A 14194-nucleotide genomic window follows, 5' to 3' on the forward strand; every position below is an offset into this window, starting at 1 on the left:
AGCCCGGACTGGATCTCGTCGGCGATGAGCAGCACCCCGTGCTCGTCGCACAACGCGCGCACCCCGGCCAGGTAGCCCTCCGGCGGCACGACGACACCCGCCTCGCCCTGGATCGGCTCGAGCAGCACCGCCGCGGTGTCGGGGGTGATCGACTCGGCGATCGCCGACAGGTCGCCGTACTTCACCGTCAGGAAGCCGGGGGTGTAGGGGCCGTAGTGGTCGCGTGCGTCCGGATCGTCGGAGAAGGAGACGATGGTCAGGGTGCGGCCGTGGAAGTTGCCGCCGGCGGTGACGATCTGCGCCCGGTCCTGCGGCACGCCCTTGACCTCGTAGGCCCACTTGCGGGCGACCTTGATCGCCGACTCCACCGCCTCGGCGCCCGAGTTCATCGGCAGCACCATCTCGGTGCCGGTCAGCTCGGCCAGCTCCGCGCAGAACGGCCCGAGCTGGTCGTGGTGGAAGGCCCGCGACGTCAGCGTGACCCGGCCGATCTGCTCGACGGCGGCGGCGATCAGTCCCGGGTGTCGGTGCCCGAAGTTCAGGGCCGAGTAGCCGGCCAGCATGTCCAGGTAGCGCCGCCCGGCCACGTCGGTCACCCAGGCACCCTCGGCGGCGGCGATGACCACCGGCAGTGGGTGGTAGTTGTGCGCGCACCACCGGTCGTCCAGGTCCAGGAAGGTCTGCGGATCGGTGCCGTCGCGATCGGTCATTGCCTGTGCCCTTTCCTAGGCCCTTCGGTGACCGGCGCCCGCGGCGCCCGGAGCCCAGCGTATGGCCGCGCGGCGCCGTCCGTGCGACGGTGAGGGGCGTGGCCAAGAACAAGAAGAACGACGAGCCGCCGCCGAGCCGCGCGTTCCGCGCCCCGGACAGCGGAGGCCGGGACGGCACCGGCGACTTTGATATCGACATCGACATCACGACGATCGCCACCGACGCCATGCCGATCGGGCCGCAGTCCCGGGACGAGGCGGAGGCGGCGCTGACCGAGCTGGGCGAACGCCTGGCCGTGCGGCAGGAGATGCTCTACGCGCAGGGCACGGCGGGCGACCCGCGTCGCGTGCTGCTCGTCCTGCAGGGCATGGACACCGCCGGCAAGGACGGCGTCATCAACCACGTCGTCGGCCTGGTCGACCCGGCCGGCATCAGCCTCGTGTCGTTCAAGAAGCCGACCGCGGAAGAGCTGGCCCACGACTTCCTCTGGCGGATCGAGCGGCAGGTGCCGCGGCCGGGGCGGCTCGGTGTCTTCAACCGGTCGCAGTACGAGGACGTGCTGGTCGTGCGGGTGCACGACCTGGTGCCCGAGGCCGTGTGGTCGGCCCGGTACGCGCAGATCAACGACTTCGAGCGCCGGCTGGTCGACGACCACACCACGATCGTCAAGTGCTTCCTGCACGTGTCCAGGGCCGAGCAGACCGAGCGGCTGCTGGCCCGGCTGGACGACCCGACGAAGTACTGGAAGTACAACCCGGGCGACGTCGACGAGCGCGGCTACTGGGATGCCTACCAGCGGGCGTACGGGGCGGCGATCGGCCGCTGCTCCACCGACGCGGCGCCCTGGTACGTCATCCCCGCCGACCGCAAGTGGTACCGCAACTGGGCGGTCGCCGCGCTGCTGCTGGAGGCGTTCGAGTCGCTCGACCTGCGCTACCCGGACGCCGCCTTCGACGTCGCGCAGGAGCGGCGGCGGGTCCGCGGCAGCTGACCCCGGGCACCGCGCCGCGGGCGGCGGACCCGCCCGGCTCGCCAGGCCCGACGACCACCCCGACCGTCACCCCGGCCGACCAGGCCGACCGACCAGGCCGACCGACCGAGCCGAACGGTCGTGCCGAACGACCACCCCGACCGACCATGCCGAACGACCACCCCGACCGACCCGGCCGACCGGTCGGCCGGTGGAGCCGGCCCGTCGGCCCGACCGGCCTGTCCGGCCTGATCGGCGGGTCGGGAGGCGCCGGGACCGACCCGGCGACCGGCCCGGCCCGCCGCGGACGACAATGGCGCGGTGAGTCAGGGACGGGTGCCCGGGAACGGGCAGAGCGGGCGCGGCCCGTGGACGGTCATCGTGCCGGTCAAGTCCTCGGCCCGGGCCAAGAGCCGGATCCGGCTCGACCCGGCCATGCGGCGCACGCTGGCCCTGATCATGGCCGAGGACACGGTGTCGGCGGCCGTCGGCGCGACGCCGGTCGGCCGGGTCCTGGTCGTCCTGGAGGACTCCCGCGACGGCGCGATGCTCGCCCGGGTGCCGCGGGTGGAGCTGTTCGTCACCGACACCGACGAGCTCAACGCCGCGATCCGGGACGGGCTGGCCGCCCTCGGCCCGGAGCCCGGCCCGGTGGCGGTGCTGCCGGCCGACCTGCCCTCGTTGACCGCCGCCGAGCTGACCGGCGCGCTGGACCTGGCTGCCGCCCACCCACGCAGCGTGGTCGCCGACCGGGCCGGCACCGGCACCACGCTGCTGGCCGCCCGGTCGGCCGACCTGCTCGACCCCCGCTACGGCGCCGGCTCCTTCGCCGCGCACGTCGCCGGCGGGGCGGTGCCGCTGGACGTGCCCGCCCGCAGCGGCCTGCGCCGGGACGTCGACCGGGTGGACAACCTGCGGTCGGTCACCGGCCCGCGGACCCGCGCGGTGCTCAAGCTGCTGGCCTGGCCGGCGCCGGTCGGACCGGAGTTCGCCGGCGGCTGAGCGGCCGTCGCGGCACCGCGCGGGTCCCCGCGAGCGGTACCGTCAGGGGGTGGACCGTCGCTTCCTGCGGCCCGGGTGGATCTTCGGGCACGTGCTGGTACTCGCGGCTGCCCTGACGTGCCTGCGGCTGGGGTGGTGGCAGTGGGAAAGAGCACACGAGAGCGACGGCACCGCCCAGAACCTCGGGTACTCGATGCTCTGGCCCGCGTTCGCCGCGGCCTTCATCTACATGTGGATCCGCTTCCTCAAGCTGGAGAAGATCAAGCAGGCCGAGGACGACGAGCAGGCCGACCGTGACCTGGCCGAACTGCTGACCGAGATCGACCCGCCGGTCGAGTCCGGCCCGGCGGCGACCGCGGGCGCCGGCGCCATCAACGACCGCGTTGACGACCGCGCCGAGGGCGCCGACGCCGACCTGGCCGACCCGGGGGCCGACCGGGCCGAGCGCGCCGCCCGGCAGCGACCCAGCGACGGCTACGTGCTCAGCGTCGCTACCGTGGACGTCGAGGATCCCGACGATCCCGAACTGACCGCGTACAACCAGGCGCTGGCCGCCCTGGCCGAGGAGGACCGCCGCCGTGCCCGTCGACCCCGCCGGTGACATCACCGCCACTCCGACCGCGGCCGGCGCCGCCGCGCCGCCGGCGCGGCCCAAGTCCGCCAAGGTCATGGCCGCGTTCAAGCGTTACAAGATCGCCGCGTTCATCGTCGGCTGGGGCCTGTTGCTGCTGTGCGCCGCGATGGTGCTGAAGTACCTGTTCGACCTGCCGCAGTTCGTCGTGATCTGGGGTCCCATCCACGGCGCGCTGTTCGTCGGCTACGTGATCCTGGCCTTCGACCTGGCCTACAAAGACCGCTGGTCGCCGCTGGGCACGCTCTGGGTGCTGGTCGCCGGCACCATCCCGTTCGTTTCCTTCGTCGCCGAGAAGCAGGTGCAGCGCAAGATCCTGGCCGGCGGCCGGATGTAGCCGGACGGCCGGCGCCCCGGCGCCGGCCCCGCCCTCTACTCGGGCCTGCGGACTCCGCGGCGCTCGCTGCGACCACCTGAGGTGCCCGGCCCGGTCCATGCTCGCCCGGCCGAGCGCGAGATAGACCTCGCTGCGAAATTTCACACTACTCGGGATGGGTGACGGAGTAATACATCCGATACTCTGGGTCACGGATGCATCAGCGGCGGGGGAGGAGGCGCGGTCGTGCCCAGGCTCGTCACCCTTCTCGCGTCGGTCGCTCTCGCGCTGGCCGGCGCCGGTCTCGCCCCGTCCCCGGCCGCGGCGCCGGCGATGCCGGTCGCGGCGTCCGCCGGAGCGGCCGGTCCGGCGACGGTGATCCCCTGGCGGCCGTTCGCCGCCACCAGCCCGTTCAACGTGCCGATCGCCGGTTCTCCTGCGCTCGACCCGAACAGCGCCGCGATGGTGGCCCGGGTCGCCCGGGACGGGATGGGCTACGCCAATCTGGTCGAGTTCGGCATCCCGATCTACGAGGCGTCCGCGTCGACCCCGCGGGTCACGGTCCGGTGCACGATCACCTCGTGGGGGCCCTGCCCGTTCGCCGCGGCGCCGCGGGCAATGCCCGCGAGCGCCCGGCCGAGCAGCGGCAGCGACGGCGCGATGGTGGTCGTCGACCGGGCCGCCGGCACGATCGACGAGTACTGGCAGGCCGCCCCGGCGACCGGCGGCTGGACCACCAGCTGGGGGGCGATCAACCCGCTGACCGGCTCCGGGTGGGGCGGCGGCAGCACCGGTGCGGGCGCGTCCCGGCTGGCCGGGGTCGTCCGGGTGGCCGAGATCCACGCCGGCACCATCCCGCACGCGCTGGTGGTGCAGTCCGACAACGTCTGTGCCGGCACCGTGCGGGCGCCGGCCCTCAAGACCGACGGCGACTCGACCCGGCCGGACTGCATCCCGGAGGGCGCCCGGCTGCAGCTCGACCCGGCCATCGACGTCGCGCGGATCCCCGGCATCACCCCGGGCGAGATCACGGTGGCCCGGGCGCTGCAGGTCTACGGCGCCTACCTCGTCGACCGGGCCGGCACCTCGCTGGCCGTCAGTTTCGAGGTGGCGCCGGACGCGACCGCGGCCGGACCCGGGTCGGCGTACGCCCAGGCCGGCTTCGGCTGGGACTACGACGGCATGCCGCACATTCCCTGGGGTGCCCTGCGCGTCCTGCAGGCCTGGAACGGCTGAGCCGTCCCGCCACCCCGTCTGCTACTGAGGGTAGTTCGGCGGTACTCTGAGTGATCGGAGGCAGGGTGCTGTCCGCCGCGGACCGGGGGTGGTGACTCGTGCGACGCTGCGCGGGACGAGTGGTGGCGCTGCTGGCCGCGGTGGGGCTGGCGGCCGCCTGCTCGTCACCACCGGGTCCGGCGGATCCGGCCTCGTCCTCGCCCGCGAACCAGCCGTCCGCACCGTCCGAGGCGGCGTCGTCGGCGTCGGCGTCGGCCGCCGGTCCGGGCTCGTCGGCCGATCCGGCCACGTCCGGGTCGGCCGCGCCGTACGCGCCGGTCACGGGTCCGGTCGGGCCCTCGGGTGCGTCCCCGGGCCCGGCGCCGACGGGGACGGCCGAGCGGCCGTTCGCGGCGTCCAGCCCGTTCAACGTGCCGGTGGCCGGCGACCCCGCGGTGGATCCCGACAGCGCGGCGATGGTCGCCCGGATCAGCCGGGCCGGGCTCGGGCACGCCAACCTGGTCGAGTTTGGCATCCCGATCTACGAGGCGACCGCGGACACGCCGCGCCACCCGGTCCGCTGCACGATCACCGAGTGGGGCGTCTGCCCGATGGACGGCAACCCGCGCCCGATCCCGGACGATGCCGTGCCCAACCCCGGGCGGGACGGGGCGATGGTGGTCATCGACCGCGCGGCCGGCACCGCCGACGAGTACTTCCAGGCGGCGGAGGCGGACGGCACGTGGACCACCGGGTGGGGTGAGATCACGTCGCTGACCGGGTCGGGGTGGGACGGCGGCACCACCGGGGCCGGCGCGTCCCGGCTCGGTGGGGTCATCCGGGTCGCCGAGATCGGGGCCGGCGCCATCCCGCACGCGTTGGTGCTGGAGAGTGACACCGCCTGCAGCGGCACCTTCCGCCCGCCCGCGCTCAAGACCGACGGCGAGTCCGACCGGGCCGACTGCATTCCCGAGGGTGCCCACCTGCAGCTCGACCCGTCGATCGACGTCGCGGCGATCCCGGACATCACGCCGGGCGAGATCGCGGTCGCCCGGGCGCTGCAGCAGTACGGCGGCTACCTGATCGACCGGGCCGACACCTCGCTGGCCATCGGGTTCGAGGTCGCCCCCGACGCCAGCCCGAGCACCCCGGGGGCGGTGTACTCGCAGGCCGGCCTGGCCTGGGACTACTACGGCATGCCGCACATCCCGTGGGACCGGCTCCGGGTGCTCGCCCCGACCGGCTGATCGGTCGCGACGGGTCGGTCTGCCGGCCGCGACGGGAAGGCCGACCGGCCGGGACGGATTGGCTGACCGGCCGGGACGTGACCGGCCGGGACGGGACCGGCCGGTCAGGTCCGGGTGGCCTGGACGGCGTCCCGGTAGGCCGGCACCGCCTTGTCCACGACGGCCGACCAGGAGGCGGCGTCGTGGACCCGTTGCACCGCCTGCGCGCCCATCCGGTCGGCGGCGGCCGGATCGTCGAGGACCCGGATCAGCGCCGCGGCCACGGCCGCCGGGTCGGGCGCGGTCAGCAGGCCGGTCTCGCCGTCGATGACGGCGTCGCTCATCGACCCGACGTCGGTGGCCACGACCGGCCGGCCGAACGTGTACGCCATGTGCACGCTGCCGCTGATGTTGACCGTCGAGTAGGTGAAGATGACCACCCGGTGCGCCGCGAACAGGCCGGGGACGTCCTCCATCGGGACGTACCCCGGGCGCAGGTCGACGTTGCCGATCTCGGCCGCCCGCCGGCCGATCGCGGCCGGATCGACGTCCGGCATCACCGGGCCGGCCAGGGTCAGCCGGATCTCCGGCCGCGTCGCCCGGACCAGCGCGAAGGCGTCGAGCAGCAGCGGCAGGTTCTTGTAGGTGGTCCAGGACCCGAAGAACAGGATGTTCGGCGGCGCCGCGGACGGCGGTGGGGTCTGATCTCCGGCGAGCACCGCGGAGTAGTCGCCGTGCCCGCAGACGGCGACCCGGGTCAACCCGGGGAACGCGGACTCCAGGGTGGCCCGCGGGCCGTCGCCGAGCACGAGGACCAGATCGCAGGCCCGGTAGGCCCGGTCGAGCAACCGGCGGGTCAGCCGGCCGCCCTTCTCCACCGAGTCCGAGCCGCCGTTGACGTCGTAGGGCAGCGGGTTGTGCGCGACGTCGACCAGCGCGACGCCGGGGCAGCGCTTGGCCAGCCGCAGGAACAGGGCGCTGTCCAACGGGTACCGCAGCTCGCCGAACTGGGCGAGATCGGGCTGCAGCCGGCGGAGCAGGCCGGTGGCCCGCCGCCACGACTCGACCAGCCGCAGTGCCCGGCCGACCCGCCGGAGCTTGCGCCGCAGGAACGAGCCGCCCAGATCGACGTTGGGGTCCCACGTCGGGAACAGGCTGACCACCTCCAGACCCGGGGTGGCCGAGCGCAGCTCGGGACCCGGACCGGTCAGCAGCAGCACCCGGTGCCCCTGCCGGGCCAGGGCCTCGCCGAACAGGAACGTGAACTGGAACATCCCGCCGGTGGGCAGGAACTCGACCAGCACGATCGTCAGCGGCGGGCCGTCCGGACCCGCGCCGGCGGTCACGGCCGGCCCGCGCGCCCCGGTCGGTGCCGGAGTCGGGGCCGGGGCCAGGGGCGGGGTGAGCGGAACGGACTCAACGGCCATGCGGACCCACCATGCTCTCCCGGGTGCTGTTCTCGGTGCGGTCGTCCGTGGTGTCCGCGGTGGTGTCCGTGATGCCGTCCCCGGGGCCGGCCGGGTCGCCGTCCGGCCGGTCGTTCTCCGGTCCGGCGAGGTGACGCGCGGGCCGGTCGCCCCCGCGCGGCTCACCGCTCGGGCCGGCACCGAGGTCACCGGCCGGGACGTGGTGGTCGGCAGCGGCGACCGGCTCGGCGGGCGCGTCCGGCTCGGTCGCCGGTTCCGCGGCGTCGCCCGCCGGCTCCGCCGACCGCCGTTCCCGCCTGGTCCGCAGGGTCGTCATCAGGTGGTAGACGGCCTGCTGGACGCCCACCCCGACGATCAGCGCGACGACGACGGCCAGCGCCAGGAGCACGATCGGCGAGGTGCCGGCGGCGGTGGCCGTGCCGGCCGCACCGTGCACCAGGTCGGTGCGGTAGGGCTCGGACAGGTTGGCCAGGTAGGCCGTCGCCAGGGTGGTGGTGGCATCGGCGACCTGCTCGGCGACGGCGGCCGAGCCGGCCGTGGTCCGGACCAGGATCACCGAGGTGTCCGGTACCACTGTCACGGCCGTGGACAGGCCGGCCTTCTGCTCGGCGCTCAGGTTCAGGTTCTGCGCGGCCTGGTCCTGGAACCGCAGGTTGTCGGCCACCTCGGCGAACGTGGCGACGATCTGCCCGCGGCTGAGGGTCTCGTAGTAGGCGGCCGAGTCCGAGGTGTCCAGGGCGGCGCTGGGCAGCACCACCAGGACGGACTCGGCGGTGTACTTGGGCTTGGACGTCAGGGCCAGCCCGGCGCCGGCGACGACGATCAGGAGCGCGGCGATCGCCCCGGCCAGCACGCTGATCCGGACCTCGCGCCGGGCGAAGCGGCCCCGCCCGGTCATGGGTGCCCGACCGCGGCGGTTCCGTCGGTGGCGCCGCTCCCGACGGCGGTGGCGCCGCCCCTGACGGCGGTGGCGCCGGGATCGGCGGCGGGGGTCGTCCCGTCCGGGGCACTCCGGCGGCCGGCCAGCACGGCTCGATAGAGGTCGGCGAGCCGGGCCGAGAGCCGGTCCAGCCCGTGGCCCTGCTCGGCCCGCAGCCGGGACGCCCGGGACATCCGCCGCCGGGTCTCCCGGTCGGTGATCACCTCGCCGAGCGCGTCGGCCAGCGCGGCGTCGTCCCCGGGTTCGACGACCCGGCCCTCGACGCCGTCCCGGATCAGGTCGGGCACCGCGCCGATCGAGGTGCCGACCACGGGCAGCCCGGAGGCCATCGCCTCGATGATCGCGATCGGCTGGCCCTCGAGAAACGAGGGGAGGGTGAAGATGTCGGCCTGCGCCAGCCGGGCCTTGATCTGGTCGCCGTACTCCGGGCCGACCATGGCCTCGCGCAGGCCGGCGGCATCGAACTCGGCGACGATCTCGTCGTACTCGGTCTGCGGGGTCGGTCCCTGGCCGCCGACGACCACCAGCCGCCAGTCCCGGACACCCCGCTCGCGCAGCCGCCGGGCCGCCCGGGCCCGTTCGAACAGCCCCTTGCGCCGGCAGATCACCCCGACGAACAGCACGGTCGGCGGCTCGCCGTCCGCGTCGCCGGGCGGGAAATCGGCCAGATCGACCGCGTTGTCGACGGTCTCGACCCAGGTGCCGGGGGCCAGCGACCGCATGGTGGCGGTGCCGACGGTCGAGACGGTGCAGACCAGGTCGGCCAGACCCAGCGTGCGCAGGGCCAGCCGGTCGACCCGGCCGTAGGCGGCGAACTCGGGCCGACCGGCATTGCCGACCGCCGAGTGCACGTGCGCGATGAGCTTGGCCCGGCCGGCCGCGGCGGCCAGGTTCAGCGCCGCCGCGCGCAGCGACGGCAGGCCGGGGTCGGCGACCAGCTGCAGGTGCACGATGTCGGCGTGGCGGGACGCCTTGAACACGTGCCAGGCGTCGACCAGCGCGAACCGGACGTTGTCCAGGTTGAACCGGCCACCCTCGCGGGTCGCGACCCGGGCCGTGTTGAGCAGCTGGACGTCGAAATCCCTGGCCAGGATCGGATCTTCGGTGATCGTCTCGGCGAAGGTGGCGATGCCGCCGCGCATCGGCCGCGCCTCGGCCACGACCACCACCAGCGGTCGGCGCCCGTCCGCGCCCGGTCGGGCCGCCCGGCTCATGCCGTCACCGCGACCCGGCCGTGGGCGTCGATCGCCTTCTGGTAGACCGCGTACAGCGACCGGGCCCAGAGCCGGGCGTCGAACAGTTGCTCCATCCGCGCGCGGCCGGCCCGGCCCATCCGCTCGCGCAGATCGGGATCGTCCAGCAGGCGCAGGATGGCCGCGGCAAGGCCGGCCGCGTCGCCCGGCGGCACCAGCAGGCCGGTCTGACCGTCGGCGACGATGTCGGCGATCCCGCCGACGTCGCTGGCGACCACCGGCCGGCCGCACCCGCCCGCCTCCATCAGCACGGTCGGCAGGTTCTCGCCGTAGATCGACGGCAGCACCGTCAGGTCGGACCCGCGCAGCACGTCCGGGATGTCCGAGCGCATGCCGGCGAAGATCACCGTCTCGGCGAGCCCGAGCCGGTCCACCTGGGCCCGCAGGGCGGGTTCCTGCTCGCCGGAGCCGACGAGCAGCAGCCGGGCGGCCGGTTGCCGGGCCAGGACCGCGGGCCACGCGTCGATCGCGTGGGTGATGCCCTTGAAGTCGCGCAGCGCGGCCAGGATCGTCACGACCGGCCCGTCGTCCCGGTCGACGCCGAGATCGGCGGGCAGCGGGGCGGTCCCGCCGCCCGGAGGGGGAGTGAAGTAGTCCAGGTCGATGCCGTTGTGCACCACCGTCCACGACGCCGGTACGGGCCGGCCGCGGCGGTACCGCTCGGCGAAGGAGTCCAGCGAGGCCTGCGAGACGAAGATCGCGGCGTCGCTGCGGGTGGCGATCTCCACGGCCAGCCGCTCGCGGCCCGAGGCCCGTCCCGACAACGGGCGGTGGACGTGATGGAAGGTGCCGACCACCGGGATGCCCGCCCGCCGGGCCGCCGGGATGGCCATCGTCATCGACATCTCCAGATGGGCGTGCACGACGTCCGGCCGGGTCCGCCGCAGCAGCGCGACCAGGCGGCGGTAGCCGGCCACGTCCAGGGTCCGCTTCACCCCCAGGTACTCCGGCTCGACCCCGGACTCCCGCAGCAGCGGCTCCAGCTTGGACCGCTCGGGGGACCGGCCGTGCAGGCTCAGCACGGACAGGTCGATGCCGGCGTCGGCGCTGACCCGGCCGAGTTGCGCGATCAGCGTCTCCGCGCCGCCGAGTTTCAGGGCGTCCACCACCGTGAGTACCCGCACGCTCATCTCCTCCATCGACGCGCCCGGCCCGGATCGAGACGGATCCGGACCGATCCAGCCCGCTCAGATCGTCCGCGGAACGAAACCCACACCCTGTCTGCTACACCCGATCAGACTATACTCAAGACCGAAAAGGCGAGACATGAGACACGTAGTGAAGAATCTGTCCCTCGAAGGTGGGTATTCGAGCGATTGAGCGCTCGAATGCTCACCCGGCGTGGCGGTCCGGCGGTCGTGCACCTCCGCGGGGCTGATCCGGTCCCGAAAGGGGAATCGTCATTTCTCCGGTCGACAACGATGACCCCCGGCGGGACCTGCGGACCGATGTCCCGCCCGAGCCGGATCTCGACGAGCGGGTCGACACCGACGCGACCGGCGCGCTGGCCCGCCGTTCGGTGGGCGGGTTCCTGTGGACCACCCTGGCCTGGGGGTCGAACCGGATCGTCATCCTCGGTCTGACCCTGCTGCTGGCCCGGCTGCTCACCCCCGAGGACTTCGGGGTGGTCACCGCCGCGGTGACCATCATCGCGATGCTCGACGCCGCCCTGGATCTCGGCGTCGGCGCGGCCGTGGTCGCCCGGCAGGAGCAGGGCATCACCGCCGCCACCCGGATGGCGATGACCATCAACCTGGGCATCAGCGCGGTCATCAGCCTGGCCGGGATCGCCGCGTCGCCGTGGATCGCCGCCGTGTTCGACGCCGACGCGCAGGCGAACGTCTTCGCGCTGCTGTTCCTCTACCCGCTGTTCCGCGGAGCGGGCCAGGTCAGCGACGCGGTGCTTAAGCGCGACCTGCAGTTCAAGCGGCGGACGGCGATCGACCTGACCCGAGCCGCGGTGCGCGTGTGCATCTCGGTGCCGCTGGCGCTGACGGTCGGCGGCGCGTTCAGCATCGCGGCCGGCATCGTCGGCGGCGAGCTGGTGGCGATGCTGCTGCTGTGGATCCTGGTGCCGATCCGGCCGGCGCTGCGCGCGCACTGGCACCTGGCGCCCGACCTGCTGCGGTTCGGTGGCCTGGTCACCGTCATCCGGGTGCTGGGCTCGGTGCGGGCGTCGGCCGACTACCTGGTCGTCGGCGCGATGATCGGCACCACCGCGCTGGGCTATTACGGGATGGCCTACAAGCTGCCCGAGCTGGTCATCGAGAACGTGCTGTGGATCTTCTCCGCGGTCGCCCTCTCGACGTACTCCAAGGCCCGGGTGATCAGCGAGGACGTGCTGACCTCGGGCATGCTCCGGGCCACCCGGCTGCTGTCCATCTACGGGCTCACCGCCGGCGTCACGCTGGCCGTCCTGGCCCCCGAGGCCGTCCCGGTGCTGTTCTCCGCCCAGTGGGCGCCGGCGATCACGCCGATGGTCTTCATCTCGCTCGCCCTGGGTCTGATGGCGGTCGGCTGGGCCAGCGGTGACGTCTTCACCGCCACCGGACGGCCGGGAACGCTGGTGGCCCTTGACATTCCGGCCACCGTCCTGCTGATCGCGGGCTTCGTGGTGGCGGCCGACCACGGCCTGGTGGCGGTGGCCGCCGCGCTGCTGGTCTTCAACCTGGTCTACTGCGTCGCCCGGCTGGCCCTGGTCCGCTACGCGCACGGCACTGCGTGGCCGCGGCTGCTCGGCGCGGTCGCGCCGGCCGTGGCCATCGCCGCGGTGACCGGAGGGGTCGGCCTGCTGGTCCGCTCGTTCCTGCCCGACGGCCGGTTCGTGACCCTGGTCGTCGTCGCGTTGGCCTGCGCGGTGGCGGCGCTGGGGGCCGGCCTGGTGTTCGCCCGGACGACGGTGACCGACACCATCGCCCTGCTCCGCCGGCGCCGGGTCGGCGCCGGATGACGCCCGCACCGCGTGGGCGCCCGCCGGTTCCCGTCCCGTCCACCAGGAGGCATCCATGACCGCCACCCAGACGCCGGACCTGGCCGGTGCGTCCCGGACGACCGGCCGGGTCGTGCTGATCACCGCGACCGAGACCGAGCCCCGCTCGTTCGGCAAGCAGGTCGTGCTCGGCGGGATGCTCGACCATCTCTGCGCCCGGCTCGGCCCGGACCAGGTGCACGTCGTCCTGATCGGGCGGGCCGGGATCGACCGCCCGCCGGTGCCCTACCGGCGGCACGTCATCGCCAAGCCGTCGGCCGCCGACCAGCTGGCCGCGGTCGCGGGCCGGGTGCTCGGCCCGGCGCACTCCTCGCTGCAGGAGGCGGCCCTGTGGTCGGACGCCACCCTCGCCGCCCTGGCCGAGACCCTGGCCGAGGTGCGGGCCGATCTGCAGATCTGGGACACCATGCGCACCGGGCAATACGCCCGTCGGCTGGGCCGCAAGCCCCGGGTGCTGTACGCCGACGACCTGTTCTCCAAGCGGTACGCCAGCATGCTGGAGCGGCTGGACCAGGACGCCGCGGGCGGGCGGGGGGCGAAGGTCGCCGACCCGCTGGGGGAGTTCGGCAAGCTGCTGCCCGGCGCCGCGGCGAAGGTGGTCGGGCGCCGATCGGTCTTCCGGCGGCTGCTGCAATTGGAACGCACGCTGACCGCCCGGTCCGAGGAACGGGCGCCCGCCGAGTTCGACGCGACCTACCTGGTCAACGCGCAGGAGGCGGCCGAGCTGCGCGAGCGCACCGGCGACCCCACCGTCGGCACCCTGCTGCCGTTGCTGCCCGAACCGGCCGTGCGCGAGCGGCGCTGGGCCGGCGGGCCGGTCTTCGTCTTCCTCGGCGGTCTGGACTTCGCGCCGAACCGCGACGGCCTGACCTGGTTCCTGGGCACGTTCCGCGAGCAGGTGCTGGCTGCGGTGCCCGACTTCCGCCTGCTGGTGGTCGGCCGGGGGTCGGCCAACCTGCCGGCCGAGGCCGCGGCCTGGGGCGCCCGGGTGCGCGCGCTGGGCTGGGTCGACGACCTGGACGAGGTGCTGGGGTCGTGCGCGGCCCTGCTGTCGCCGCTGCGCGTGGGCAGCGGGACCAAGATCAAGGTGCTCGAGGCGCTGGCCCGCGGGCTGCCGGTGGTGGCGACCCGGGCCGGGGTGCTGGGGCTGCCGGTCGGCGAGCCGGACGGTGCCCTGGTCGCGGCGGACCCGGCGGACCTGCCCGGGCTGCTGGCCCGGGCCGCGGACCCGGCGGTCAACCGGGGGCTCGCCGCAGCCGCCCGCGGCAGCTGGGAGCGCACGTTCTCGCCGGCCGTCGTCGGGCCGGCCTACGACACCGCGTTCGGCCTGCGACCCGCCCCCGCATCGGCCCGCCGATGACGCGCCGGGCGGCCCGGGGCCGGCGATGAAGGACCTGCTGCTGGTGGGCGGCGCCGTCGTGCTGCTGGCCTTCGTCGTGCTGGCCATCCGGTTTCCCCGGGTGTCCCTGCTGACGCTGGTCGCGCTGGACGTGTCGAACATCAACGGGGTCATC

Annotated in this window: 13 protein-coding genes; 8 read left to right on the forward strand and 5 right to left on the reverse strand. The window is 74.3% G+C overall.

The genetic code is table 11. The features are described 5' to 3' along the window. Positions 1 to 710: aminotransferase class III-fold pyridoxal phosphate-dependent enzyme (locus ACOJUF_RS13475; protein ID WP_420122352.1), on the reverse strand; the 710-nt coding region annotated here is incomplete at its 3' end. A 98-nt stretch (positions 711 to 808) separates the two neighbouring features. On the opposite strand from ACOJUF_RS13475, the gene ACOJUF_RS13480 reads away from it, so the two are divergent. From ACOJUF_RS13480 to ACOJUF_RS13505, 6 genes are all read left to right on the forward strand, one after another. Further along, positions 809 to 1702 carry a polyphosphate kinase 2 family protein gene (locus ACOJUF_RS13480; RefSeq protein ID WP_420122353.1) on the forward strand — a complete coding sequence of 298 codons (894 nt, stop codon included), beginning with the start codon at positions 809 to 811 and terminating at the stop codon, positions 1700 to 1702. A 300-nt stretch (positions 1703 to 2002) separates the two neighbouring features. Next, positions 2003 to 2683, forward strand: coding sequence for a 2-phospho-L-lactate guanylyltransferase (gene cofC / locus ACOJUF_RS13485; RefSeq protein ID WP_420122354.1), 681 nt, complete (start codon positions 2003 to 2005; stop codon positions 2681 to 2683). Positions 2684 to 2732: 49 nt separating this feature from the next. Next, positions 2733 to 3284: a hypothetical protein gene (locus ACOJUF_RS13490; RefSeq protein ID WP_420122355.1), complete on the forward strand. Its 552-nt coding sequence runs from the start codon at positions 2733 to 2735 to the stop codon at positions 3282 to 3284. Beyond that, positions 3262 to 3651 carry a DUF3817 domain-containing protein gene (locus tag ACOJUF_RS13495; protein WP_420122356.1) on the forward strand — a complete coding sequence of 130 codons (390 nt, stop codon included), beginning with the start codon at positions 3262 to 3264 and terminating at the stop codon, positions 3649 to 3651. Before ACOJUF_RS13490 ends, ACOJUF_RS13495 begins: the two co-directional genes overlap by 23 nt. Before the next feature lie 225 nt (positions 3652 to 3876). After that, a complete protein-coding gene (locus ACOJUF_RS13500) occupies positions 3877 to 4866 on the forward strand; it encodes a hypothetical protein (RefSeq protein WP_420122357.1) in 990 nt (329 codons plus the stop codon). Positions 4867 to 4988: 122 nt separating this feature from the next. Then, entirely contained in the window at positions 4989 to 6092 is a 1104-nt protein-coding gene (locus tag ACOJUF_RS13505; protein WP_420122358.1) for a hypothetical protein, read from the forward strand. Between the two features lie 104 nt (positions 6093 to 6196). Here the strand turns inward: ACOJUF_RS13505 and ACOJUF_RS13510 are convergent, their stop codons facing one another. The 4 genes from ACOJUF_RS13510 to ACOJUF_RS13525 are packed head-to-tail and all read right to left on the reverse strand — an operon-like array spanning position 6197 to position 10821. After that, positions 6197 to 7498 carry a glycosyltransferase family 4 protein gene (locus tag ACOJUF_RS13510; RefSeq protein ID WP_420122359.1) on the reverse strand — a complete coding sequence of 434 codons (1302 nt, stop codon included), beginning with the start codon at positions 7496 to 7498 and terminating at the stop codon, positions 6197 to 6199. Next, positions 7488 to 8396: a hypothetical protein gene (locus tag ACOJUF_RS13515; RefSeq protein WP_420122360.1), complete on the reverse strand. Its 909-nt coding sequence runs from the start codon at positions 8394 to 8396 to the stop codon at positions 7488 to 7490. Before ACOJUF_RS13515 ends, ACOJUF_RS13510 begins: the two co-directional genes overlap by 11 nt. After that, positions 8393 to 9652: a glycosyltransferase family 4 protein gene (locus ACOJUF_RS13520; RefSeq protein ID WP_420122361.1), complete on the reverse strand. Its 1260-nt coding sequence runs from the start codon at positions 9650 to 9652 to the stop codon at positions 8393 to 8395. The genes ACOJUF_RS13515 and ACOJUF_RS13520 overlap by 4 nt, the downstream gene beginning before the upstream one ends. Beyond that, positions 9649 to 10821: a glycosyltransferase family 4 protein gene (locus ACOJUF_RS13525; protein WP_420122362.1), complete on the reverse strand. Its 1173-nt coding sequence runs from the start codon at positions 10819 to 10821 to the stop codon at positions 9649 to 9651. The genes ACOJUF_RS13520 and ACOJUF_RS13525 overlap by 4 nt, the downstream gene beginning before the upstream one ends. A 389-nt stretch (positions 10822 to 11210) precedes the next feature. Between ACOJUF_RS13525 and ACOJUF_RS13530 the strand changes: the two genes are divergently transcribed. Continuing rightward, positions 11211 to 12641, forward strand: a complete 1431-nt coding sequence (locus ACOJUF_RS13530; protein WP_420122363.1) for an oligosaccharide flippase family protein — start codon at positions 11211 to 11213, stop codon at positions 12639 to 12641. A gap of 55 nt (positions 12642 to 12696) precedes the next feature. Next, positions 12697 to 14040 carry a glycosyltransferase family 4 protein gene (locus ACOJUF_RS13535; protein WP_420122364.1) on the forward strand — a complete coding sequence of 448 codons (1344 nt, stop codon included), beginning with the start codon at positions 12697 to 12699 and terminating at the stop codon, positions 14038 to 14040. Positions 14041 to 14194: the final 154 nt, after the last annotated feature.

This window comes from Nakamurella sp. (assembly GCF_048594475.1).
GTDB lineage: Bacteria > Actinomycetota > Actinomycetes > Mycobacteriales > Nakamurellaceae > Nakamurella.

Bases quoted from the DNA above. Each gene is read 5' to 3' on its own strand.
- ACOJUF_RS13520 (WP_420122361.1), bottom strand. From the start codon at position 9,652: ATGAGCCGGGCGGCCCGACCGGGCGCGGACGGGCGCCGACCGCTGGTG.
- ACOJUF_RS13510 (WP_420122359.1), bottom strand. From the start codon at position 7,498: ATGGCCGTTGAGTCCGTTCCGCTCACCCCGCCCCTGGCCCCGGCCCCG.
- ACOJUF_RS13535 (WP_420122364.1), top strand. From the start codon at position 12,697: ATGACCGCCACCCAGACGCCGGACCTGGCCGGTGCGTCCCGGACGACC.
- ACOJUF_RS13525 (WP_420122362.1), bottom strand. From the start codon at position 10,821: ATGAGCGTGCGGGTACTCACGGTGGTGGACGCCCTGAAACTCGGCGGC.
- ACOJUF_RS13515 (WP_420122360.1), bottom strand. From the start codon at position 8,396: ATGACCGGGCGGGGCCGCTTCGCCCGGCGCGAGGTCCGGATCAGCGTG.